The sequence below is a fragment of the Vibrio sp. Vb1729 genome (assembly GCF_033338655.1).
GTDB classification, from domain to species: domain Bacteria; phylum Pseudomonadota; class Gammaproteobacteria; order Enterobacterales; family Vibrionaceae; genus Vibrio; species Vibrio alginolyticus.
Genome location: NZ_JAWOTB010000031.1, coordinates 1 through 23,852, shown reverse-complemented (window position 1 = coordinate 23,852; position 23,852 = coordinate 1). Strand labels below are relative to the sequence as shown.

Below are 23,852 nucleotides of genomic sequence, written 5' to 3'. Positions count from 1 at the left end.
CTATGCGTTGCGTGTAGTGTTTAAGGTAGTATGCGGTAGCCTCGGTATTGCGTTGCTCACACCTTAACAGGGCGTTATAAGCTTCCATTAATAATTAGTCTGGAGAGTATCTTGTTTGTAACTCGTCAAGCTGAAGTTGAAGATTACGATTTCTTGTTTCATCTCAAGAAAGTGGCGGAATATGAACCAATCAAAGCTATCTTTGGCTGGGATGAAAATGTCCAAATTGAAATCCATCGTAGCGAGTGGGAAGAATCTAAGCCAACTATCATTGAGGTTAACGGCTTTAGTGTTGGTAGCTACCTAGTACAATATAAATCTGACCATTTGTATTTTGGTCGTTTTTTCTTGCTGCCAGAATATCAAGGTAATGGTATCGGTAGCCAAGTTTTGAGCACGGTTATCCAACTTGCACAAGAAAAATCTTTGCCGGTAAAGCTCTGCTATTTACAAGTTACAAGGAAATCGAGTAGGGCAACTGTATAAAAGGTTTGGGTTTGAAGTAACCGCTCAAGATAGTCAGTTTGTGCACATGTTGAAGCCACGCTTATAACAAAGCATTTAAGACGGATTCACAACGCTCGGCATTTTTGGTTTGCTTCAATTTTAGTGTTTACGGCACAATACCTTAAGTTCAGTGGTCTGCGTTGCTCACCACTTAATGCGGCGTTATACAAACGGAGGTAACTGTGAGTTTAGAAGAACTTAATCTTGAAAATCTTCCCCTTCAAAATGAACTGGTTAAATCTGCTTGTTCTGCGTTTATTTGCGAAGACAATGTGGTTGCCGCTGTGCTATTAGGCTCATTGGCTTCAGGTAAGGGTGACCGAGTATCTGACGCTGACATTTTGATTCTTACTCAAAATGAATTCCATAAATCCACACAAGAGTGTTTCTCAGCTTTTGAGCGTGGCAAAGAAATTTTCTATCGTAATCAAGGCTTCCATAACGAGAATGCTTACTTTACAAAGTACATCTTTACGGATTTAACCAGCACAGAGATTCATTGCCTAGATCTAAGCGAACCTTTTGATATATCAAGACCTTTCAAAGTGCTATTTGATAAATCGGGTGCTGTGGAGTCTCGATTAACCGATGCTCCAGCACCAAAGCATGAAGACTTTCCTGCATATACAAATGGTGACCAAGGCTTAATCTGGGAGCTTTTAGAGTGTATAAAGTGGTTAAGCCGAGGTAAAAATGAACTAGCCAAATCTTACCTTAAGAAGTTGGCGGCTAAGCTGTAAAAGTTTGTATAACAAAGCGTTTAAGACGGATTCACAACGCTTGGCAGTTTTGGTCTAATTCAGCTTAAGTGTTTACGGTGCAATGGTTTAGGTGAGGTGGTCGCGTTGTTCACCCCTTAACGCGGCGTTATGGCGCAGGGAAAAAATTCAGCTAAGGGCACTAGATGAGTGATAAAGTTAAAGTAGCCTTGCAGTGGCTCAAAGAAATCTTGGATGCAGAGGGTGTGGGGTATCAAATAGTCGGTGGCTTACCGGCAACTATTCATGGTGGAAGTCGGGAAATAGCAGATATAGATCTTTATATTCGAAACTCAGACGCAGACAAGGTGTTAGCGCACGTAGCTAAATACATATCCAAGCCGTTAACTCATTATGCCGAATACGGTTGGGATCTAGAGTATTTTCAGTTGGTTTACCAAAATCAAAAAATTGAAATCGGTTTATCTGAATATACGAAGATACAATCACATCAGGATGGATCTTGGCACCAGCTTGAAATTTACTTTTCAGAATCAGTTATTAAAAATTATCAAGGTATCGATCTGCCAGTGATCCCAGTACATCGTTTAGTCGAATACAAGCGTATATTGGGCAGGGAAGTAGACCAAATTGACATACAAGAGCTAACGTTGAGTGCAGCGCCATAACAAAGCGTTTAAGACGGATTCACAACGCTTGGCATTTTCAGTTTGAATCAGCTTCAGTGTTTACGGCACAATGGTTTAGGTTAGGTGGTCGCGTTGTTCACCACTTAACGCGGCGTTATGCGTCCGAGTACCCCACGTTTAGTAGACACTTTACTAAGTTAGATCTAGGGTCTAATTGAGAGGTGATTTATGGCTAAACATCGTAATCCAGCGTACACCGAAGAGTTCCGCAAAGAAGCAGTGCGCTTGGCCAGTCTTCCTGGCCGAACGGCTGTCTCCGTTGCCAAGGAGCTGGGCATCAGTGCCCAGCAGATCCGGAACTGGAAGCGCCAGTTCACACGCCTATCTGATAAACAGTTTAACACCTTAGACGGTGTCGATTATTCGCAGAAGGAGTCCGAAGAGCTTCGAGCGCTAAGGCGCGAGAACAAGCGACTCAAAGATGAAATGGAATTCCTAAAAAAGGTCTCGGCGTACTTCGCGAAGCAGCAAGAGTGAAGTACGAGTTCATTGAAAGCTATGTCGGTGAGTATTCCATTAGCTTAATGTGCCGCACCTTAGAAGTGAGTCGGGGCGGCTATTATAAGTGGTGCCATCATACGCCGAGTGAGCGTTCAAAGCGGCGAGAGCGCTTTGAGCAGCTGGTCATGTGTACCTTTGCCCAATATCGGGCACGCTATGGTTCAGTGCGAATAGCAGAAGAACTAAACGAAGCAGGCTATGCCTGCTGCGTGAATTATGTGGCTGATATCATGAAGGAAAAAGGTATCAGGGCACGGAATAGTAAAGGGTTTAAATACAGCAAGGATGTGGCTGCGATGACCAATGTTGCTGACAATTTACTGCGTAGAGACTTTGAATCTGAGGTACCAAATCAGAAGTGGGTTACGGACATCACGTATATCTGGGTGAAGAGCCGTTGGCTCTTCTTGGCGACAGTTATGGACTTGCATTCAAGGCGTATTGTGGGTTGGTCGTTAGGGACAACGATGACCGTCGAGCTCATCACCAGTGCCCTAAAAATGGCGTTTGAGTCACGTAAGCCGCCTAAGGGCGTCATTATCCACTCGGACCGTGGTGTACAATACAGAGCATATAAATATCAGGACTTCATGCGTAAGCATGGAGGTGTACCGAGCATGAGTCGGCAGGGTAACTGTTGGGATAATGCAGTGATGGAGTCGTTCTATAGTCGACTGAAAGTCGAACTGATATACGCAGAAGACTACCAAACCCTCGAAGAAGCCCGAATGGGCATCTTCGAATACATCGAGGTATTTTACAATCGCAGAAGAAGACACTCAGCGTTGGGGCACGTCAGCCCAGTTGAGTACGAAAGTATGTAGTTATGTACTGTCTACTTTTTGTGGGGTACACCAGTGCAGGAGGTCAAATGAGCAAATATGGTGATGTTGCTGTAGAAGCTACTCACATCGCTCAAACTGGAGTCTGTCCAGTTGAAGCTTGGAATACAGCTGCGGAAAAAAAGTTCAAGGAAAATGCTGCTTCCATCAAAAAAGGGTGTCCAAAAAACGCTTTTCTAGGTTTAGTTGAAAGTGGCTTTGTCGTTGGTGTGCCCAGAGGAAGCTATACAAAATCAGTTCTAAATAAACAATATGCATTAGAGGCAGTTAGGCTGCTAAACGAAAATCCAGACATGCAAAACAATATCAAAAAACTCTGGGTTCAGTCATGTGGCTCCGAGTCTAAAGTGCATAATAGCCAAATGGATGTTGTTGTGTCGTTGTGGTCTCGTGGGTTGCTGGAGTAAGCACATAACAAACTGTTCAAGAGGGATTCGCAACGCGTGGCATTTTCACTATGCGTTGGTTTAAGTGATTAAGGTGGTATGCGGCGGCTTTGGTATTGCGTTGCTCACCCCTTAACAGGGCGTTAGCCTACTTTTCAAAGTTGGAAAAATGGATGACTAGTTTGGAATACGACCAAAATGAAATAAATAAGGAAGGATGGGAAAAGGTTGCCTTGGCGTATTCGGGAGATTCCGTCTCTGAAGATGATCCTAACTTACGTGAGTTTGCGAGGAATGAATTTATAAAACGCATTGATGGAAAACACGTTTTAGAGGTTGGTTGTGGACCAGGAACGGACGCAGCAAAATTTCATGAGCTAGGTTTTGAGGTTCTTGCCACTGATTATTCCTCTAGGTTTTTAGATGTTGTTCGAGAAAGATACCCGTACTTAAAAGTTAAGCTTTTTGACATGGTACAGCCTGAGTCTTTACATCAAAAATTTGATGGAATATATGGTTTTGGCTGCTTCATTCATATTCCTAGAGAACTGTGTTGCGAGTCACTAAGAAACCTCAATGGGATTTTAAAGCGTGGGGGCGTTCTGTGTTTGCAGTTGATCCAATCTTCAAAAGGCATTGAGCAATACTATATTGATGATTGGGCTGGTGATCCTCAATGTTCAATGTTATTCAACTGCTATGCCCCTGTAGAAATTGAAGCGCAGTTAAGACTTGCGGGGTTTACCGAGGTAGAGTTTCTGACGATGCCAGCCAGCATTTATGATGAAATTCCGCGCTTGATTGAGCGAGGGATCACAGGGTACTTTGTTTTCGCTCGAGCGGCATGAAACCGAACCCTAATTTGGGCTTGTAGGCTAACAAACTGTTTAAGAGTGATTCGCAACGCGTGGCATTTTTACTATGCGTTGCGTTTAATGCTTAAGGTGGTATGCGGGAGCTTCGGTATTGCGTTGCTCACACCTTAACAGGGCGTTATGTGATAAGGTGCAAATGCGGAAATTTTGTGGAAAATAATAATGAAAAATCCTGAAATAACTTCCTTGTATAAGTATAAGCCGATGAATCAGTTTACATTGGATATCATCGCTTCCGAGCGTATTTATTATGCTTTACCTGAGTCGTTCAATGATCCGTTTGATACCCAATGCTCTTTTATGAAAAGTACAGCTATAGCTCCTTCTACTGATGCGGATAAAGTCGCAAGAGCCTTTCCTGATGACTCTGAAATTGTGCCGTTTGAACTAAAAAACGTATCTTCAGATATCGACGTTTTTCAAGGTAAGTTGAAAAATTTTGGGATCGTCTCATTGGCTGAGAGTGCTGCTGATATTCTAATGTGGTCTCATTATGCCGATAACCATAAAGGCATTTGTATCGAATTAGAACGAAATGAGAATAATGCGCTGGGTAACCCTGATGAAACTAATAAGGTTAAATACACGCAAAGCTACCCCTCATTAAGCTCAAATGTTTTGCTCGATAGTGACCAGTTTAACTCCTCTTTAAAGCGGGTTTTATATACCAAGTCTAAACAATGGGAGTATGAAAAAGAGTGGCGGACATTTAAACCACAATGTGGCAAAGTTTATCCATTACCAGGAAAAATCAAGTCTGTAACCTTTGGTGCTAGATCATCACAAATGGACATAGAAATTGTAAAAAAATTAATTGCAGGTACGGATATCAAGTTGTTCCAAGCTGAGCTAAAACAAAATGACTTTGGTATTAAATCCAGAAAAATCACATAACAAACTGTTTAAGAGTGATTCGCAACGCGTGGCATTTTCACTATGCGTTGGTTTTAGTGTTTAAGGTGGTATGCGGGAGCATTAGTATTGCGTTGCTCACACCTTAACAGGGCGTTATGCGCCCGATTGCTCCTGAGAAGCCTCAACCATACAAGTTCAAGTCTAGAGGATATCAATGTGTCTAAAAAGTACATTATTAATTATAAAGAGTTAAAGCCAGGAGATATAATCCTTACCGCTGATAAAGGCATCGTTAGCAAAGGAGTCAGGTTAGGTACTCTTTCAAAATATTCTCATGCAGCGATTTATGTTGGTGGGACAATGATCGAGGCAACTTTGTCTGGGGTGTTTTCTAAGAACCCTCAGCGACTTATTTTTGATTCAAAGGACCATGTGGCGGTCTATCGCTATGATGGAGAGCTGACAGAATCTCAAGTTGAAGTTATCTGTAGCTTTGCTCGGTCAAAAATATGCTCTTTGTATTCAATTCCTGAGGCCACTACCTTGAGGTTTAGGGAATTACTCAAGAAACCCGCAACTAAACAGCAATTTTGCTCTAGGTTAGTTGCACTTTCTTATTCAGAAAGTGGAGTTAATCTTAAAAATTTAAGAAACCCTGCGTACTGCACCCCGAAACAACTGTCATTATGTAAAGCGTTTTACAAAGTTGATCATATGGTTCGAGAGGCGACCAGTGACGAAGTTTCGTTCTCAACGACTGAAGATCCTAATATTACTCATCAGAAAGAAACAACTGAATGGGTTCGTGAAGTTCGGAAGTTAAGTCAAACGAATGATCTCTCTGTGAAATATGATATCCAAACAATAAATGACGTAGATGAGTTTCTTTATGAGAACAGAACATTTAATGACTCAATTTTAGAATTTGTAAAAAATGGTGGATATTTAACATATTATAAATATGACACTAAACGTAACCCTTGGAGATATGATAGAGCCTTATTAGAGGCTGTGGTTATCAGTCATCCTGATAAGGAATCATTTCTTGAAGCTCAATTAAAAATATCTTTTAATATTTTTAATCTCTATAGAAATAACTTGGTTAAGTACTTGGAGTATTACTCTTCTACAGGGTTGAGCTATTACAAAGAGCATAGTTATTTGTATTATAATTTAATGAATCTAATTTATGTTAGGTCAAAAAATATTAATGAAGTATCAGAAAAGCTAGGGTTTAAAAAAGAGGCATTCATAAGTCAGGAAGTAATGAATAGAGCCAAGGCAAACTGTGAGATTGCTACACAAGTGATTGATAGGTGCGTGAGCGCATAACAAACAATTTAAGAGTGATTCAGCACGCGTGGCATTTTTTGCGTGCTGTATTTTTAGTGTTGAAGTGCAATGCGGTAGTTTGGTCATTGCGTGCTTCACACCTTAATTGGGCGTTAGTTGTTCAAGGAGGCGTTGTGCCTAGAGTTACACAAGAAATGAGCTTTGACCCCATGCTGCATAATGAAGGGGAGAAGTTCTTTAATGCAGCCAAAATTCTTAGGCAAGAACCTTCTGGCTATCCTAATACTCCGTATTGGACGTTATTAGCTTTCAGTATTGAATTAATGCTAAAAAGTTTGGCTGTCGGTCGAGAAATAATTATCTCAAAACAAAATCCTTGCATCATAAATGAAGTCAAACTAGAACATGCAAAGGGTCACTCTTTACGAGAAGTGTTCAATAACCTGCCAGAGCGCTTGAAAAGTGAGTTGTCGTTAGAATTTTATGAAAAGTCAGGACTAATACTGAGCGACATATTAGAAAGCCACTCTATGCTGTTTGAGCAGGCTAGGTATATTTATCCGAAAAATGGTCGTCTAGAGTACCCTCATGGAATTACTGTCGATGAAACATCTCTTCATGCAGTTGGTGAATTTTTGTCTGCTATCTATAAACGAGGCTAAAACAACTAACAAAGCGTTTAAGACGGATTCCCAACGCTTGGCATTTTCGGTTTGATCCAGCTTTAGTGTTTACGGCACAATGGTTTAGGCAGGGTGGTAGCGTTGCTCACCACTTAACGCGGCGTTAGGCTTCAAAGGAGGTTAGGTGGAAAATAAATATATCGCATATATGGGAACAGATAATCTTCTCTGTAAACCAATAATTGATGGTGAGCGAATTAGTTTAATCAGCTTTCAAGCTATGTATATGGCTGGATTAAAAGAAAAGGATCTGCTCCCCAAAACGATAATGGATTTAGAACAAATTCAAGTCCTAGATTATACTCAGATACCTGAAATCGAACAGGAGCAAGTTGATTACATTAATCAACAATTGAGGGTGTCACCATTTGCTCCAGAGGATTTGGCTTTTTTAGCATTAAAATCATTGTATTGCTACTCTTGGGATAATTTGACCTACCAATCGGATGCAATATTAGCTTTAAAAGTAGAGGGTGCTTTAAATCATATACTTAAGAAAATTTCTTTGGAAATCGCCGGAGATCTGATTTATCAAGATTCTCTACTCCCTTATTGGGTTAGGTTAAGTTACCTGCGAGTTATGTCAAAAATTCCAAAAGAAGTTATCGAACGGAGTAATTTAACATCAGTAGCATGCTTTCCGAATAAGAAAAAATCATTTAATGCATTTTCTACAATGTTACAGAATTCCTCTGTAGTTGGTTTTAATTATGCACTTGAACCAATACTTAAAATACTAAACCGTTTCCTTATCCACTTTTATTCTACACAGCATCTATCTGGAAGTAGTAGGATTGCACGTGCATGGGGTGAAATAGTACCCGTTGTTCGTTATTTCAATAATGATGCTAGTGCCAGTGACCTCGTTTCAGGTTGCATACTAATAAGTCAAGATGATGCAACTACAGTGCACCGCTTAGTTGCAGACCAAATTGATTTCATCATGATGCATGAGTTGGGGCACTTATTTCATTCTCATCCAAGAAAGTTATCGCAGATTGTGGGAGTTGAAGATGAGTTAGAAAAACGACACGAGTTAGAGGTGGAAGCAGATAAGTTTGCTCATGAAATATATAAATCGTGGTGTTATGAAGTACGTGATGAACCGGAAAAATTAAAAACAAACTTAAACGAATATGCAGCGTTAATTGAAGCTGTAGAGTTATTGTTTATATTCATGAGGTTTGTCGATGAATCTAAATCTCTAATTAATGAAAAAGTAGGAAAGGAATCCTCTGGGTCGTCCGAAAGTACTCATCCGTCTTCTGACATACGACTTTCATTGTTGCGCCAACTTTCAGGGTTAGAAGTCAACTCGCCAATAGTAAAATATGCCGAAAAGTTCTTTGAAGATATCCTGTTATATGCAAGAGGGTTAAGTGAAGAAGAAATACAAATAGGATTAGAGCCTGTAATTATGAGAGCCTAACAATCTGTTTAAGAGTGATTCGCAACGCGTGGCATTTTCAACATGCGTTGCGTTTGGTGTTTAAGGTGGTATGCGGGAGCATTGGTATTGCGTTGCTCACACCTTAACAGGGCGTTAGCTTTCAAGGAGGAAAATTGAGCGCAAGTAACTATATAAAAGAGGTTCGTTCTAAGGTTGGAACTATGCCGCTTCTTATCCCCGGCGTTGCGGGTGTCATTTTAAATGAAAACAAAGAGCTACTACTTCAGCAAAAATTAGACGGTACATGGAGCCTTCCAGCAGGAATGATTGAGCCTCAAGAGTCGCCAGTGCAAGCATTGCTCAGGGAAGTTCGCGAGGAAACAGGTTTAGTAGTAAAAGTAGATCATTTAGTTGGTGTATTTGGTGGTGAGGGTTTTGGTTTTACGTACCCAAATGGTGATCAAGTTGAATACACAGTCATTATGTTCAAATGTGTAGTAGAACATTATTCTCAAACCGCAATCGATAGTGAGACGGTGCGCCTTAAATGGTTTTCAAAAAGTAATGTGCCAAAGCTTGAACTTCCTTACCCGATAGAGTGTTTGTTTGCAGAAAATGATTCAGCGTACTTCGTTGGCTAGAAAGCTAACAAAGCGTTTAAGACAGATTCCCAACGCTTGGCATTCTTCATTCCATCGTTGGGTTTTGTGTTTAAGGTGGTATGGTTAGGTTCAGTGGTCGCGTTGCTCACTACTTAACGCGGCGTTAGGGCTATTTATAGAATGGTGAAAAATTATGTTTTCAGATTTTGACTTTGATGTTTTAAATGATCCAGAGTTTCAAGAAGATGCAGTAAGGGAAGAGTTAATACTTCCAATAATAAGGAATTTAGGTTACAAAATCAGCGGTGACAATAGAGTAGTCAGAAGTCGTTCATTAATTAATCCCCTAGTTGCAATCGGTTCAAAGCAACGCAAAGTCTCAATTATTCCCGACTATTTATTCTTAGCTGATGATAAACCGTTCTGGGTTTTAGATGCAAAAGCTCCGAGTGAGCAGCTAACAAGAAGCAAGCATGTAGAACAAGCGTATTCATACGCAATTCATCCTGAGGTTAGAGCTCAATATTATGCGCTATGTAATGGTGAAGAGTTTGTGCTTTATCAAGTATCAAAATTTGAACCCATTTTGCAATTTAAGTTAAAAGAGATTTCAAAACACTGGGAGCTTCTATTCAGGTTATTAAACGCGGATGTAAAAGCAAATCCTGCATTGGTGGAGTATCATCCGGATTTTGGTGTTTCCATGGTAAAGTTGGGCGCAATTCAAGGTTTTAGGTTCATCGGTCCACTTGTAAATAGTAAGTTTATCGCAAGGGTTGAAGATGGTTTGTACACAACTACTAGTGTGGTCGAGGGAGACGTTGAGTGTGCAATATCAATGGACTTCAACCAACAGCAACTAGAGGAACTTTTATCCTACCAAAGTCCGGAAATAGCTGAGTTAACGCGAAACTCTCTAAAACGAATGCCTTATTATGTGATGCTTGAGGGTGACAAAGAGTTTAAGTTTGGCGTTGTGGCTGTGCTCTCTGACCAAGTCCAGCAAAATGCTGAGGAATCTTATATTCCTTTTGAGGTTCAAGAGTTCATGCCATATGGTGGGCTTCCGAAAGCAATAAAATAGCCCTAACAAACTGTTTAAGAGTGATTCGCAACGTGTGGCATTTTTACTATGCGTTGCGTTTAGTGTTTAAGGTGGTATGCAGGAGCTTTGGTATTGCGTTGCTCACACCTTAACAGTGCGTTAGCTGCTAGGAGGAAAATTGAAAACAGCATTTGTCGAATATAGTAGTTCTAGTTTTTCAGATCTTCATGATAAGAAGTGGATAGAGAACCTATTTCAATTAGTTCAAGGTACGGAGTTTGACGATACTTTAGATGATTTCCTTGCACAGTGGTGGGGAACTGCCCGCATGTTTTCTTTACCTTGGCTAATGTCGTCTTCACTATCGAATATGTCAGGTGATGAATCGATTGAAATGCAAGACTCAATGTGGGAGCTTCTCATCCAGAGACCCGAAATGCAGGTTGCACTATGGAAAACTGCAGAAAGTGCCTATTGTTCTTTTTACTATGCCTATGAGTGTTTTGTTGTTTCTAGTGTTAGTTTACTAGCGAAGAAAAAGGTTCGTGTTACAGATCGAGATTTCTCGAAGTTAGTTCAGGAGACTCTAGGTTCTAAAGCCTTATCGGTATTTTGGTCATCAAAGGATATTCATTTAGCCAGAGAACTCAGAAATTCAATTGTTCATAATGGTGGTAAGGTAACGAATAAGCTAAATCAAATAGGATACGATGCGCCGTTAGAAAACAATAATATCAAGGTGTCAGCGACTGATGTTCGTAACCTGTATACTTTACTACAAATGAAAGTAACAGAATTAGTCCATATTATGCTTGAAAAACGCAGCTAACAATCTGTTTAAGAGTGATTCGCAACGCGTGGTATTTTTACTATGCGTTGCGTTTAGTGTTTAAGGTGGTATGCGGCGGCATCGGTATTGCGTTGCTCACACCTTAACAGGGCGTTATATTTACAGGAGGTTCAGTGGCAATAACATATATGGAAATTCTTGATACGGCAGTCAAAATTGGGCTTGGTGCGTTAATTAGCGGAGTCACGACTTGGAAAATTACTCAGCTCCAACACAAGAACGACGATGAAAAGCAACGTAGAACCCGAAAGTTAGAGAGTTTAGAGTCTGTAGCCGAACAGGTAGAGGTTTTCTCACATCACTCAATGGTTTATTGGGCAAGAATTGTAGATTTTACTCGTAGAAAAAGTAGTGGCTCAAAACTTAGTGATGACTTTCTGAAAGAGTTAAATGAAGCTAGAGCGAACCTTTACAGCTCATACAAAAACCTCAATAGCGCTGAATCAAAATTGTTATTACTTGGTTTATCTGACAGTCAGCAATCACTGAGAGCTTTTGGTGAGGCTGTTTCTAGTTTCTATGCTGAAGTGTATATCGGTGAACATGGAAAACCATTAGAAGAAGTAAAATTGTGGCGTGAGGATATCTTAGATAATCGTAGAATTTTCTTTGAGGATCTAAGTTCAGCTTACGAGAAATCGTAAATATAACAAACAATTTAAGAGTGATTCAACACGCTTGGCATTTTTGGTTCGGGTCAAGTTTAGTGATTAAGGTGTTCAAATTTAGTGTCGTGGTAGCGTGCTTCACACCTTAATTGGGCGTTAGAGCGCAGGAGAAGAATAATGAATATGACGGACATGATTGAATACATTTCATATCTTATCACCGGCATTATTATCGCTCCCTTTGGCTTTATGTTGTTCAAAGAATTTATCGGTAAAGATCGCAAGACGGTCACAGATGAAGTCAAATCTACGGTAGGAGACGAATCGAGAAAGTTTCTGGGAGGTAGACATGGTGATGCTGTAGTAGGTGAGTTTGTCGAGTTTAAACTGATAATAGCGATAGGTTTGCCAGTAGTTCTCTTTCTAGGGATCTCTTCCTTGGTAAATTCTCTTTTGAAAGTTCTGTTCAACCTTTGAGTTGCGCTCTAACAAACTGTTCAAGAGGGATTCGCAACGCGTGGCATTTTCACTATGCGTTGGTTTTAGTGTTTAATTCGGTATGCGGGAACTTCGGTATTGCGTTGCTCACCCCTTAACAGGGCGTTATACGCTATATGAAGAAAGCCTAAAAATTCAGGTCAAAAATTGCGATTTTCAGCGTTGATTCGTGGTGTTTGGGCGTTGAGATATTCCTGCTTCAATCTTAATTTTCCTTGGTTCTTTGCTCACTTTCGGCTTGCCGTTTGTGTGATGGTTTTCTTCTTTGGTGCTGATTTTTCGGGGTCAGTTCAGGCTACGTTTTTCGCTGAGATTCAGCTCTGTGAATTTGCCTTTTTAAAAGCTGACTTACTCGCTGAAAGGGCGCTTTCTCTGGTGTGGTGAGTTCACGTGGTTTCAGTGAGTTTGTGGAAAGTCCTCATTGTGAAATTGTCTTTCCAAAAGTGCTTTTTGGTGTTGCAGGTCCGTTTTCTGCGGCGCGGTTTGTTCCAAGTGGTTTCAGTGACAAGCCGCTTTGAGTCTAAGCCTGACTTAAGTGCATCAAAGCACATAAAAATCATGGTTTCAAAGTGGGGCTTGGCATAAAATCTTGGCTTAAACGTTCGTGCGTATAACAAACTGTTTAAGAGTGATTCGCAACGCGTGGCATTTTTATTATGCGTTAGGTTTAGTGGTTAAGGTGGTATGCGGGAGCTTCAGTATTGCGTTGCTCACACCTTAACAGGGCGTTATACGCCTAAAAAGTCATGTATCTCAATGATTAATATCAATGTTCCGGTTCTTTTCTGAAGCGTTTTTCTTATTCTGCAGACATTTCAAGCATAATATACAACTAAAGTTTAAATTTTGTTGTATGACTTCCGTTTTAGTCATAGCTTATGAATCAGAGTGAGTATTTTCTTACTCTCTAGTTACTTAAATATGAGTGTACGGTTATGAATGAGCTAATTGTTCGTGCAATTAAAGAGAAGTTAAAGCTTGAGTTTACTTACGACGGATACCCGCGAGAAGTTTTACCACATTGTTACGGCAGTACAACTGCTGGGAATGATGCAGTTCGTTGTTATCAGATCTCTGGCGGCAGTGCTTCGGGTACAGTTCCGGGGATGACAGTAAACAAAATGGTTGGTCTAAAAGCTACCACGCACTTTGAATCAGCTGCTGCTGGTTATAAGCGAGGTGATCGTGGTATGAGCCGAATTTATTGTGAGCTTTAGCTTAGTTAATATATACACTTCACTTTAGATAGTGAGAAAAAGCGTATAACAAACTGTTTAAGAGTGATTCGCAACGCGTGGCATTTTTACTATGCGTTGCGTTTTTGTGTTTAAGGTGTTTTGCGGAGGCATCGGCATTGCGTTGCTCACACCTTAACAGGGCGTTAGCATTCACTAATAACAAAAAGGAGTATTATGAAAAATGTAATAGGAATGGCAGTGTTGCTAGTTTCTCTCTGGGGATGTGCATCAGCACCTGATAGAGTGGAAGCAAATAAAGTTGAGCCTAATTTTAATAACGGAAAGTCAATCGTTTATATTTTGCAAGGCAACAACAAAGGGCTGTTGGAAAATGTCCAAACCTATCGAGTAAATGGAGAGCCAACAGGGAAGTTGCTGAACGGATCTTATACTTGGTTTTACGCAGAGCCTGGTGAAAAAAATCTTGAATTTTATGATCCTTTAATCCCTTCAAGGCTCTTCTGGGACAAACAGTTCACTCTCAAGCAAGGTCAAACGGTCTATCTATACCAAGGGTGGGAGCTACCGCATGCTTCCAACAAACTAACGACAGATATGGTTTTCATTGATGGTAATGCAACGGTTATTACTGCTCCAAGTCGTGAACAACAAGTTTTCAAACTCGCTGAAATATCGCAAGAAGATGCTCGAAGGCTTATGAAAAAACTGAGCTATGTGTCTAATGACTTGGAAAGTAAATAATTGCAGCGCCAACGTGATTGCTAACAATCTGCTCAAGAGGGATTCGCAACGCGTGGCATTTTTAGCATGCGTTGATTTTAGTGATTAAGGTGGTATGCAGCGGCTTCAGTATTGCGTTGCTCACCCCTTAACGCGGCGTTAGGTGAATACAGGGAATGATCGAATGGAATTAAAGTGTCACTGCGGAAACGTTAGTTTGGTGTTGAGTTCGTTTCCTAAAGAAGTTGGAGAGTGTAACTGCTCTATTTGTCGTCGCTATGCTGCAACTTGGGCGTACTTTTCTCCAGAACAAGTTCAAATCAGAATGAATGAGAAAACATCTTTCTATTGTTGGGGTGACAAAGAAGTAGAATTTCATCGTTGCAACTCATGTGGTTGTTTAACGCATTACATAACAACACAGAAATGTTCCGAAGATATCTTGGCTGTAAATATGAGAATGGCCGAAAATGAAGTGCTTTCGAGTATTCCTGTACGTAAAATCAATGGCGCATCGTACTAATCACCTAACAATAAATTCAAGCAGATTCGCAACGCTTGGCACTTTCGGTTTGATTCAGCTTTAGTGTTTACGGCACAATGGGTTAGCTTAGGTGGTGGCGTTGCTCACTACTTAATTTGGCGTTATGTGCTCGAGTCCCCGTAAGCGATTGAGTATTCGGTCAATAAGAGCTTGCGTGATAATGTATTCTTATGAAATTAAAAAATATATTTAGTAGTTTTATAAGGATGTCAACAATGAAGAAGTTTACTATTGTTTCAGGACTTGCAAGCATAGTTAGTCTTGGGTTGTATTTCTTTCCGGTTACCGCATCTTCTGATTCTTTTGAGCAGAATGTAGAGGGGCAGAGCAACACTGTTGTCGGGACGCAAAATGGCGATATAACAGTTAACAATTATTCAAATCAAAGTAACGACAATGCGGATACCTTAGTTGTTAATCACCCAAAGGGTGGTGGCACATACTTAATGAAAGAGCCTGATTTGTTCGGAGGTTCGAAAAACTTTATCTGCAATCTGAAACAGGGCGTTAAATTAGCGCCTATTGGCGAAGCCTATACCTCGCCAAATGGCTTTGAGTTAGCTGAAAAAGTTAAGGTCATAAATGGCAATTGCGCAGGTAAAGTTGGTTGGGTTGGTAGTGAAGTCATCATGATCAAATAAGCACATAACAAAGCATTTAAGAGTGATTCCCAACGCTTGGCATTTTCCATTCCATCGTTGGGTTTCGTGTTTACGGTGGTAAGGTTGAGTTTCGTGGTAGCGTTGCTCACACCTTAATGCGGCGTTATATGCTTTAGGCATTCAAACACTTAATCTCGCTCACAGATATATTTCAAAGGTAACGTATTCTAGTTGATTCATATGGTCGGTGAGAGTTCGAGTATGCGTAAACTAAAAATCGATACTTATTCTTGTGATTCAGGTGAGTTGCAAGACAGCTTGTCTATTCCCCTTGGTTTGGCCAAAGTCGTAGCGAATATAATACCTCGGAATATATCGTCTAAATTCGACGAAAATGGTGAACAACTAGAAGCCTTAGTACATGCGTTAAAGGACGCTAAGACGGAAGGGACTTTACTGGAAGTGGAAGATAAAGCGGACAACGAGCGCGTTGTGATTTCAGTGGTCTAAATGAGTACGCATATAACAATAAATTTAAGAGTGATTCACAACGCTCGGCGCTTTCACTTCAAGCCAGTTTAGTGTTTATGGCACAATGCTTTAGGTAGGGTGGTTAGCGTTGTTCACACCTTAATTTGGCGTTATGCTCTAGGAGGGAATTTTGCTCAATTTACTGAAGAAAGTGGTGCTAATCAATCTTGTTGCAGCATTGATTGTTATTCTCTTAGCTCAGTTTGTCCCCTTCTTTGATACTACTCAGCCAGTCGACTTTCTGTTCTTCGTTGTTATCGTGAACTGGGTTTTAGCAAAGCTTATGTGGGAAGGTGGCGTATATAGTAAAACAGCGCATATGGATGATTCTAGAACAGATAAAGTTTACAAAATGGTAGAAGGTCATGATTTCGAAGAAGACCAACGAGAGCAGCATAGAATGAACTTCCAGGCAGGTTTGGTTTTCTTTATTGCAGGGCTTCCAGCGTTTGTCACTTGCTTAATTCTCCAATTTCTTTGAGTACGAGCATAACAAATTGTTCAAGAGTGATTCGGCACGCGTGGCATTTTTACCATGCGTTAGGTTTGGTGATTAAGGTGGTATGCGGAAGCTTAGGCATTGCGTGCCTCACACCTTAACAAGGCGTTATAAAGATTAGGAGACTTTCACGATAAATGAACTTAGTTGTTGAGTTACTAAAAAGTGGTGATTACTGGATTGCGATTGTTGTAGTGATCGTAACTATTGCTATAAATGCTCCTAGAGTAACCGAGTACTACTTCTTACTTAGAAAAAATAGAATGGCTCAAATTTTATCTGCTTTACAAGAACCGAGTGTCTCGGAAGAACTAAAGACTCATTTAAAAAACGAGCTAGATATTGAGTGTTTTAAAGGTATTCATGGTACCCGTGTTAGTTTCCCAATGTTAAAAGCAGTTTATGTACTTAATGAAAGGGTTGGGGCGACGGTCTCTTTCAGACATGTTTTGAAAACAGTCCAACTTTTACCTGATATTTCAGGTGTAGAACTTTTGTCGTATCGGGTCAGATTAAATGTCCTAGATAAGGTTATTGCTTCTTATAATTTGGTGTTTGGATTGCTGATAGCTGGCTTTGGGTTCATAACATTTTTACTATCGATTTACTCCATTGTTACTGGATTTGAGCCGAGCCTTCTTATTTCTGGTGTTATCTTCCTACCATTAGGCTTTTATATGCTCAATGATGGTAGTGCCTTGTTTTCTGTGTATCACATCAATAGAGCACTCAATGACTATGAAAAGGCAACTGAGAAAAAATCTTTATAACAAATTGTTCAAGAGTGATTCGGCACGCGTGGCATTTTTACTATGCGTTGGTTTTAGTGGTTAAGGTGTTATGCGGGAGCTTCGGTATTGCGTGCCTCACACCTTAACAAGGCGTTATGCGCTCGCAGAAATGGAGATAATCAATCATGGAAGATTTAGCTAATTCGTTAAGAAGTTCTGGCCTAAAAGTCAAAATTAAAAAAGGAAAAATTGCAGTTCGGCTTGACGGGCTTTCAAATCCGGTTTCGATAATAAAAGATATACCTGATGATGAGTATAAAGTGAAAACTAATGATTCGATTCTATCGATAATTGCCTGTCTTTTGCTATTTATTGGTCTGTCAGGTATTTATGAGTTTAGTGGTAATGCTTTGATAAATATTGCACTTATCTCCGTTTCTATATTGTCTTTTGTTACAGTGTTACTTACAGAGTTTAAGCTGACTAAATTACGCGCTACTGTAGTTGCGTTCAATCGTGGAGAACGCGCATAACAAATTGTTCAAGAGTGATTCGGCACGCGTGGCATTTTTACTATGCGTTGGTTTTAGTGGTTAATGTGGTATGCGGAGACTTAGGTATTGCGTGCCTCACACCTTAACAGGGCGTTAGGCATCAGGAGGCAAGTTTGGAATTCGAACAACTAGCAAAGCAGTCGCTAGGCTCTAATTACTGGGATTATGGAAATAAAGTTTTATACGATCTTTGCCAAAGTGCTTTTGAACATAAAGAACCGGCTAAAGTAATTGCAAAAGTGTGGCTTATTGGAAGGTCATATGCTGCAGCTATCGAACGGAGAAAGGACAAGACCGAGTACGCAAATGAAGACTTCTATATTGATGTTGTAGCTCCTAAGATAGTTGCGTCAGACATTGATGAGTGGTTATGCGAACTAAAGCAATTTACACGTATTGACGACGATTCTCTATATAAGGTTCTCGAAGTTCATGAGAAGGTCACTCAACTTTTCAAAGATATCAGTGGTTTGGATAAGAGATCATTAGCTTCAAAATATTTGCACTTTCATTTACCTCACTTGTTTTATATCTATGATGCAAGGGCTGTCAAAGCGATTTCTTACTTTTCCCATATCACCGGGCGAGCGAAAGCGTCCAAGACTGGAGATAAAGAGTACAACAAACTTGTTCAGAAGTGCTCTTCATTGCAGAGGCATGCTTTATCCCAATGGCAGTTGGATTTAAGCCCAAGACAAATAGATAATGTTCTACTGATGGCGCACGCAAATGCCTAACAAAGCATTTAAGAGTGATTCCCAACACATGGCATTTTTCATTCCACCGTTGGGTCTAGTGTTTACGGTGGTCTGGTCAAGTTTCGTGTTGGTGTTGCTCACACCTTAATGCGGCGTTATGTGCTTTGGTGGAAATGAATATGGAAATCACAATCAGGCGTATTGAAACAGAAAGCATTGAGGGCAAAAGTATATTCGAGACTCTGTTCAAAGAGTATCTATCTGGATTCTCAGTTGAACTAGATCTCTCAGTAATTGCTCAGCTATTTGCGTTGCCTTATTTCCACGGATTTATCAGTTTTGTCGACAATAAGCCTGCTGGTTTTGCAGTTTGCTTTGAATCGTTCTCAACTTATCGTGCGCAAAGAGTGATGAATATCCATGATTTTATGGTGTCGGACAACTTTCGTGGTAAGGGTGTTGGCAAGGCGCAACTGAACGGTATCGAACAGTATTGTCGTGATAATGATTACCTCAAAATCACATTAGAGGTCGGTGATGATAATTTTGCAGCTAAAAAGCTCTACAGCTCATTGGACTACGAAGATTACAGAGTAGTTTTGAAAGGGCAGCAGCATTGGCAAAAGTACCTCAATTAGCACGCACATAACAAACTGTTCAAGAGGGATTCGCAACGCGTGGCATTTTCACTATGCGTTGGTTTTAGTGTTTAAGGTGGTATGCGGCGGCATCGGTATTGCGTTGCTCACCCCTTAACAGGGCGTTAGTTGCCAACGAGGAAAACGCAGCTAAAACAGAGTGTTTAGGTCTAATCGTTCGTGTGCTTTGCTTTATTTTGCACTTCGAACTTCGGGTTCTTGGTTCGCGGAAATTGAGCTTCGATCTTTTCCTAGTTTGGTTTGCCGTTTCAGAAGCCGATTCGCTTGTTGAAAGTCAGCTTTGTGGCATTGTTTCTCCAAAAGGTCTTTTTGGTGTTGTCAGTTCGTTTTCTACGGCGCTGCGTGTTCCAAGTGGTTTCAGTGACAGGCGCTTTGAAACTGCGTCTGATTTGAGTGTTTCAGGACACGAGAAATAGGTGTTGGCAAAGTGGCAATAAACCTCAAATAAAAGCCTTGGGTCTGGCAACTAACAAAGCATTCAAGAGGGATTCACAACGCTTGGCAGTTTTGGTTTGAATTGGCTTAAGTGTTTACGGCACAATAGGTTAAGTTCGGTGGCGGCGTTGTTCACCCCTTAATGCGGCGTTAGTTGCCAACGAGGAAAACGCAGCTTAAACAGAATGTTTAGAGTTAAAGTCAGTGTGTTTTTGGTGGGGTTTTGTACTTCAATTTTGAATCGTTCGGGTTTGTGAAAATCGTTCTCAGGTTTCTTTTGTGGTTGAATTTTCTGTTTCAGAAACCGATTTATTTGTTGAAAGTCTGCTCGGTGACAGTGTCTGTCTAAAAGAGCTTTTTGGTGTTGTTAGTCCGTTTTCTACGGCGTTGCGTGTTCCAAGCGGTTTCAGTGACAGGCGCTTTGAAACTGCGTCTGATTTGATTTTTCCAACATACGTAAAGCAAGTGTTGGCAAAGCGGTAATTAACTTCAAATCAAAGCTTTAGGCTTGGCAACTAACAAAGCATTCAAGAGGGATTCACAACGCTTGGCAGTTTTGGTTTGAATTGGCTTTAGTGTTTACGGCACAATGGTTTAGGTTAGGTGGTGGCGTTGTTCACCCCTTAATGCGGCGTTAGTTGCCAACGAGGAAAAGCGTACCTAAAGCAGAATGTTTAGGGTTAATGTTCGTGTGAGTTTGGTTGGTTTTTCGTATTTCAATTTCTAACGATTTGGATTTGTGAAAATCGAACTTTGGTTTCTTGTGTGATTGGATTTTCTGTTTCGTAAGCTTATTTGGGTGTTGAAAGTCAGCTCGGTTAAATTATCTGTCCAAAAGAGCTTTTGGGTGTTGTTAGCCCGTTTTCTACGGCGCTATCTGTTCCAAGTGGTTTCAGTGACAGGCGCTTTGAAACTGCGCCTGATTTGAGTCTTACAAAGCACGCAAAATCATTGTTGGCAAAGCGGTAATAAACTCCAAATCTTAGCCTTGGGTTTGGCAACTAACAAGGCATTCAAGAGGGATTCACAACGCTTGGCAGTTTTGGTTTGAATCAGCTTTAGTGTTTACGGCACAATGGCTTAGTTTGGGTGGAATGCGTTGTTCACCCCTTAATGCGGCGTTATGCCTCCGAGTGCATCAGGAATAGATAGATGAAACAACATGAAATAGAACAAAAAACTTACATACTGCTCAATGGCATAGAAGTTAGCTCAGATATATTACTTTCCGATAGTATGAAGTTGATGCCCGCAGACACATCGCACCTTGATTTTAATACAGCGCTTTCAGCATGCTCGCAAGCGGATGACATAGCTGTTGTTGCAGCATTTATCCCTAGGATTACTGCTCAGCTTGAAATAAAAGCGGCTACACAAAAAGATCTAGCAATTAAAGCTTGGAACTCTTCGTGGGATATACTTCTACTTAGTGCTATCTTCAACTCTGAGATAGGGTTTAATCTTCAATCGAGTTCGGAAGCAAGTCTAATCTCTGAAAAAACTAATCTGCGTGCGACGAACCTATACTTTAAAGGTTTAACTCAAGCTTTACCGTATCAGTTGAGTGCCGAAGACACTGAATGGGTTATAAATCACTTTCATGACGCTCGATTACTATTGGATAATGATAAATTTCAAACGGCTGTACATTGTTTAGCATCTTATAGGTGGCACTCCATGCCAAGAATACAGATGGCTGTTCTATGGGCTGGTATTGAGGGGATGTTTGGGGCTACCTCTGAAATTAGGTTTCGAATTAGCCTTTATATAGCACGTTTTCTTCATCCTAATGATAGTGATTTACGAAAGGAAAAATTTGAACAGGTAAAAAAATTATATAATTCAAGGTCATCTGCAGTCCATGGCTCAAAGACTAAAGGCGATCTTGCACAATCTGTGGGTGTTTCAGCTGAGATTCTGCGAGATCTTATTCGTCAAACTGTATTACATAAAGCACTACCTAAAGAAAATGAGCTTGTGCCATAAATATTAGAGGCATAACAAAGCATTTAAGAGTGATTCTCAACGCTTGGCATTTTTCATTCCATCGTTGAGTATTGTGTTTACGGTGGCATGGTTAAGTTTTGTGGTCGCGTTGTTCACACCTTAATGCGGCGTTATAACTCTTTTGTCAGTTTCATTGTTACACCTTTGATCTTGAAGAGCCTCAAGAACAATTAACTTGTTGTTAGTATGGTTGCTTATTTTGTGAGACCTTTTCGTTCAAACAATTGATGGGGAGGTTTTTAAATGGCAGCACGTCCTAGCTTACTAAAAATGAAAGTGGCTTTTGCAAAGGTTAACCGAGGTGTATCGGACGTTGGTACAATAATTGGTGGTAAAGTGAATCACAATATCAATGTGCTAACACCAGAGCAGGGCCGTTTTGAAAATGCATGTGCAATTCGGATGTCATATGCACTTAATTATGCTGGTTTTAAGGTTCCTTACATTAAAAATAAAACTGTATCTGGTGGACAGGGAAATTGGTATATCTACAGAGTCAGGGATTTGATCAGCTTCTTGCATCAAAAGTTTGGTGATCCTGAGGTTGTAATTGAAAATCCTAACGCGAATAAGTTGGCTGACTACAAAGGTATATTGGTCGTTGATGTGGATACTTGGCTAGATGCATCAGGGCATGCAAGTATTTGGACTGGCTCAAGATGTACGGATAGTTGTTACTTCCCACAAGCAAAGAAGGCGTACTTATGGAAACTAGAAGATTAGTCAGCACTATATTTGTTGCAACTTTTAGCGTGGGATTAAGCGCAAGTCCATTGAGCACTCAAAGTGATGAGCAGTTGTTTAAAAAATATGCGCTTTCTTCTTGTATTGCGACTTATTACAAGGGCTCCGATGTGGCCAAAGATGCGGTAACGGCAATGCAAGGCTACAGAGAGTTTTCTAATTTGCCTTTGGATGCATTTTTTGAGCTCAGTGAATTATTGAGCAATGAGAATATTGACTCTTATAAATCAAAAAGTGGTAGTGCAATAGAATTGGCATATTGTTTAGACTTCGCGAACTCAGAAGACGTTCATAAGCTATTGACTAAGGCAAAATCAGAGTTATAACAAACTGTTTAAGAGTGATTCGCAACGCATGGCATTTTTACTATGCGTTGCGTTTTGTGTTTAAGGTGGTATGCGGCGGCTTTAGTATAGCGTTGCTCACACCTTAACAGGGCGTTATAAAGCTCGAAGAAAAAGGACATTTCGTGGAAATTCGAACAGGTAAACTTGAAGATGTTACTGGTATTACAGACATCTTTAATTTTTATATTGAACACACCAATGCACGCTTTGAGGAAGTTCCATTTACTCTGGAAAATCGTCAGAAATGGTTTTCTCAGTTCTCTAGCAACACCAAATATCAACTATATGTCGCTATAGAAAACGGCGAATTGCTAGGTTTTGCATGTTCCCAACAGTACAGAGCAATTTCAGCTTTTGACGATACTGTAGAAGTGACCGTGTATCTGGCACAAGAAGCTAAAGGGAAAGGTTTAGGTTCTAAACTATATACTCAGTTGTTCTCATCTATTCGTGCTTACGGCGTCCACCGTGTATTGTCGGGTGTTGCATTACCAAACGACGCATCAGTTGCATTACATAAACGGTTTGGTTTCAGAGAAGTCGGAGTTTTCAATGAGTATGCGAAGAAACACGGGCAGTACATAAGCTCGGTGTGGTTAGAAAAGGCGTTTAATGTAGAGTCCGCTTTATAACAAACAATTTAAGAGTGATTCGGCACGCGTGGCATTTTTGGTATGCGTTGGTTTTAGTGGTTAAGGTGGTATGCGGAAGCATCGGTATTGCGTGCCTCACACCTTAATTGGGCGTTATGTACTTTAAGGAAAATTGTAACCAACTCTAAAGGATCGAGAGTGATAGATCATTTTGAAATTAAGGTAGTTGCATTCGAAGAATGTCGTGTGTTTTACAAGAATGTGCTAGAGCCATTGGGTATTGAACTCAAGTGGTCAGATGAAAATGCTGCTGGCTTTGGGCTTTCGTGCGAGCCAAATGTAAGGTTTCTAATTGAAAAAGGCGTCAGTAATTCTAAGTGCCATATTGCTTTTTCTGCATCAAACAAATTACAAGTTTCTGCATTTCATCAAGCGGGGTTATCTTTAGGTGGTAAATGCAACGGTAAGCCTGGTTTACGAAAACACTATGCTCCAAACTACTACGCTGCGTTTTTGATTGACCCTGAGGGCAACAATGTGGAGTCAGTAGTGTACCTTTAGCACGTACATAACAAATTGTTCAAGAGTGATTCGGCACGCGTGGCATTTTTACTATGCGTTGGTTTTAGTGGTTAAGGTGGTATGC

32 protein-coding genes and 1 pseudogene are annotated in these 23,852 nt (G+C 40.4%); all 33 read left to right on the top strand.

Annotated elements, in window-relative coordinates; all coding sequences use genetic code 11:
- The first annotated feature begins 111 nt into the window (after positions 1-111).
- The 33 genes and pseudogenes from R7E29_RS14600 (at position 112) to R7E29_RS14430 (ending at position 23,767) form a co-directional block, all read left to right on the top strand.
- A pseudogene (locus R7E29_RS14600) lies at positions 112-553 on the top strand (GNAT family N-acetyltransferase).
- A gap of 136 nt (positions 554-689) precedes the next feature.
- Positions 690-1,247, top strand: a complete 558-nt coding sequence (locus R7E29_RS14595) for a nucleotidyltransferase domain-containing protein (protein WP_017634132.1) — start codon at positions 690-692, stop codon at positions 1,245-1,247.
- A gap of 164 nt (positions 1,248-1,411) precedes the next feature.
- Positions 1,412-1,894, top strand: coding sequence for a MazG-related protein (locus tag R7E29_RS14590; protein WP_213906817.1), 483 nt, complete (start codon positions 1,412-1,414; stop codon positions 1,892-1,894).
- A gap of 189 nt (positions 1,895-2,083) precedes the next feature.
- The gene (locus R7E29_RS14585) at positions 2,084-2,392 is read left to right on the top strand and encodes a transposase (RefSeq protein ID WP_054577343.1); all 309 of its coding nucleotides are present in this window, start codon (positions 2,084-2,086) and stop codon (positions 2,390-2,392) included.
- Positions 2,389-3,240, top strand: a complete 852-nt coding sequence (locus R7E29_RS14580; RefSeq protein ID WP_054577344.1) for an IS3 family transposase — start codon at positions 2,389-2,391, stop codon at positions 3,238-3,240. The genes R7E29_RS14585 and R7E29_RS14580 overlap by 4 nt, the downstream gene beginning before the upstream one ends.
- A gap of 47 nt (positions 3,241-3,287) precedes the next feature.
- Positions 3,288-3,665, top strand: a complete 378-nt coding sequence (locus R7E29_RS14575) for a DUF6979 family protein (RefSeq protein ID WP_054577350.1) — start codon at positions 3,288-3,290, stop codon at positions 3,663-3,665.
- A 152-nt stretch (positions 3,666-3,817) separates the two neighbouring features.
- Complete coding sequence (locus R7E29_RS14570) at positions 3,818-4,492, top strand: class I SAM-dependent methyltransferase (protein ID WP_081008391.1); 675 nt, start codon at positions 3,818-3,820, stop codon at positions 4,490-4,492.
- Positions 4,493-4,681: 189 nt separating this feature from the next.
- Positions 4,682-5,413, top strand: a complete 732-nt coding sequence (locus R7E29_RS14565; RefSeq protein WP_213906816.1) for a DUF2971 domain-containing protein — start codon at positions 4,682-4,684, stop codon at positions 5,411-5,413.
- Positions 5,414-5,590: 177 nt separating this feature from the next.
- Positions 5,591-6,706 carry a YiiX/YebB-like N1pC/P60 family cysteine hydrolase gene (locus R7E29_RS14560; RefSeq protein WP_054577347.1) on the top strand — a complete coding sequence of 372 codons (1,116 nt, stop codon included), beginning with the start codon at positions 5,591-5,593 and terminating at the stop codon, positions 6,704-6,706.
- The gene (locus R7E29_RS14555) at positions 6,691-7,329 is read left to right on the top strand and encodes a hypothetical protein (RefSeq protein WP_309474576.1); all 639 of its coding nucleotides are present in this window, start codon (positions 6,691-6,693) and stop codon (positions 7,327-7,329) included. Before R7E29_RS14560 ends, R7E29_RS14555 begins: the two co-directional genes overlap by 16 nt.
- Positions 7,330-7,474: 145 nt before the next feature.
- Positions 7,475-8,779 carry an ImmA/IrrE family metallo-endopeptidase gene (locus tag R7E29_RS14550; RefSeq protein ID WP_054577349.1) on the top strand — a complete coding sequence of 435 codons (1,305 nt, stop codon included), beginning with the start codon at positions 7,475-7,477 and terminating at the stop codon, positions 8,777-8,779.
- Positions 8,780-8,913: 134 nt separating this feature from the next.
- Positions 8,914-9,381: an NUDIX domain-containing protein gene (locus tag R7E29_RS14545; protein WP_054577387.1), complete on the top strand. Its 468-nt coding sequence runs from the start codon at positions 8,914-8,916 to the stop codon at positions 9,379-9,381.
- A gap of 154 nt (positions 9,382-9,535) precedes the next feature.
- Positions 9,536-10,426, top strand: coding sequence for a type I restriction enzyme HsdR N-terminal domain-containing protein (locus tag R7E29_RS14540; RefSeq protein WP_054577386.1), 891 nt, complete (start codon positions 9,536-9,538; stop codon positions 10,424-10,426).
- Between the two features lie 139 nt (positions 10,427-10,565).
- Positions 10,566-11,216 carry a hypothetical protein gene (locus R7E29_RS14535; protein ID WP_054577385.1) on the top strand — a complete coding sequence of 217 codons (651 nt, stop codon included), beginning with the start codon at positions 10,566-10,568 and terminating at the stop codon, positions 11,214-11,216.
- A 134-nt stretch (positions 11,217-11,350) separates the two neighbouring features.
- A complete protein-coding gene (locus R7E29_RS14530; protein ID WP_069498697.1) occupies positions 11,351-11,881 on the top strand; it encodes a hypothetical protein in 531 nt (176 codons plus the stop codon).
- Positions 11,882-12,022: 141 nt separating this feature from the next.
- The gene (locus R7E29_RS14525; protein ID WP_054577384.1) at positions 12,023-12,322 is read left to right on the top strand and encodes a hypothetical protein; all 300 of its coding nucleotides are present in this window, start codon (positions 12,023-12,025) and stop codon (positions 12,320-12,322) included.
- Positions 12,323-13,278: 956 nt separating this feature from the next.
- Positions 13,279-13,560 (top strand): hypothetical protein, encoded by a 282-nt coding sequence (locus tag R7E29_RS14520; RefSeq protein WP_054577383.1) that lies wholly within the window; start codon positions 13,279-13,281, stop codon positions 13,558-13,560.
- Positions 13,561-13,755: 195 nt separating this feature from the next.
- Positions 13,756-14,283 carry a DUF2846 domain-containing protein gene (locus R7E29_RS14515; RefSeq protein ID WP_230856667.1) on the top strand — a complete coding sequence of 176 codons (528 nt, stop codon included), beginning with the start codon at positions 13,756-13,758 and terminating at the stop codon, positions 14,281-14,283.
- 163 nt (positions 14,284-14,446) lie between these two features.
- Positions 14,447-14,785, top strand: coding sequence for a GFA family protein (locus R7E29_RS14510; RefSeq protein ID WP_054577396.1), 339 nt, complete (start codon positions 14,447-14,449; stop codon positions 14,783-14,785).
- Between the two features lie 236 nt (positions 14,786-15,021).
- Positions 15,022-15,447, top strand: a complete 426-nt coding sequence (locus R7E29_RS14505; RefSeq protein WP_054577395.1) for a hypothetical protein — start codon at positions 15,022-15,024, stop codon at positions 15,445-15,447.
- Between the two features lie 222 nt (positions 15,448-15,669).
- Positions 15,670-15,918 carry a hypothetical protein gene (locus tag R7E29_RS14500; RefSeq protein WP_054577367.1) on the top strand — a complete coding sequence of 83 codons (249 nt, stop codon included), beginning with the start codon at positions 15,670-15,672 and terminating at the stop codon, positions 15,916-15,918.
- 151 nt (positions 15,919-16,069) lie between these two features.
- Positions 16,070-16,420 (top strand): hypothetical protein, encoded by a 351-nt coding sequence (locus R7E29_RS14495; RefSeq protein ID WP_054577365.1) that lies wholly within the window; start codon positions 16,070-16,072, stop codon positions 16,418-16,420.
- Between the two features lie 155 nt (positions 16,421-16,575).
- Positions 16,576-17,208 (top strand): hypothetical protein, encoded by a 633-nt coding sequence (locus R7E29_RS14490; protein WP_054577364.1) that lies wholly within the window; start codon positions 16,576-16,578, stop codon positions 17,206-17,208.
- 146 nt (positions 17,209-17,354) lie between these two features.
- The gene (locus R7E29_RS14485; RefSeq protein ID WP_031781294.1) at positions 17,355-17,702 is read left to right on the top strand and encodes a hypothetical protein; all 348 of its coding nucleotides are present in this window, start codon (positions 17,355-17,357) and stop codon (positions 17,700-17,702) included.
- Positions 17,703-17,836: 134 nt separating this feature from the next.
- Positions 17,837-18,460 (top strand): hypothetical protein, encoded by a 624-nt coding sequence (locus R7E29_RS14480; RefSeq protein WP_054577363.1) that lies wholly within the window; start codon positions 17,837-17,839, stop codon positions 18,458-18,460.
- Positions 18,461-18,600: 140 nt separating this feature from the next.
- Positions 18,601-19,059, top strand: coding sequence for a GNAT family N-acetyltransferase (locus R7E29_RS14475; RefSeq protein ID WP_054577362.1), 459 nt, complete (start codon positions 18,601-18,603; stop codon positions 19,057-19,059).
- A gap of 233 nt (positions 19,060-19,292) precedes the next feature.
- Positions 19,293-19,496: a hypothetical protein gene (locus tag R7E29_RS14465; protein WP_054577366.1), complete on the top strand. Its 204-nt coding sequence runs from the start codon at positions 19,293-19,295 to the stop codon at positions 19,494-19,496.
- A gap of 298 nt (positions 19,497-19,794) precedes the next feature.
- On the top strand, positions 19,795-19,998 hold the full coding sequence (locus tag R7E29_RS14460) for a hypothetical protein (RefSeq protein ID WP_045346653.1): 204 nt from the start codon (positions 19,795-19,797) through the stop codon (positions 19,996-19,998).
- A 669-nt stretch (positions 19,999-20,667) separates the two neighbouring features.
- Positions 20,668-21,501, top strand: a complete 834-nt coding sequence (locus R7E29_RS14455; protein ID WP_054577361.1) for a HEPN domain-containing protein — start codon at positions 20,668-20,670, stop codon at positions 21,499-21,501.
- A gap of 264 nt (positions 21,502-21,765) precedes the next feature.
- On the top strand, positions 21,766-22,245 hold the full coding sequence (locus R7E29_RS14450; RefSeq protein WP_054577360.1) for a type VI secretion system amidase effector protein Tae4: 480 nt from the start codon (positions 21,766-21,768) through the stop codon (positions 22,243-22,245).
- A complete protein-coding gene (locus R7E29_RS14445) occupies positions 22,227-22,592 on the top strand; it encodes a T6SS amidase immunity protein Tai4 family protein (RefSeq protein ID WP_054577359.1) in 366 nt (121 codons plus the stop codon). Before R7E29_RS14450 ends, R7E29_RS14445 begins: the two co-directional genes overlap by 19 nt.
- A gap of 143 nt (positions 22,593-22,735) precedes the next feature.
- Positions 22,736-23,245, top strand: coding sequence for a GNAT family N-acetyltransferase (locus tag R7E29_RS14435; RefSeq protein ID WP_005377035.1), 510 nt, complete (start codon positions 22,736-22,738; stop codon positions 23,243-23,245).
- Between the two features lie 159 nt (positions 23,246-23,404).
- Positions 23,405-23,767, top strand: a complete 363-nt coding sequence (locus R7E29_RS14430; protein WP_005378522.1) for a VOC family protein — start codon at positions 23,405-23,407, stop codon at positions 23,765-23,767.
- Positions 23,768-23,852 lie beyond the last annotated feature (85 nt).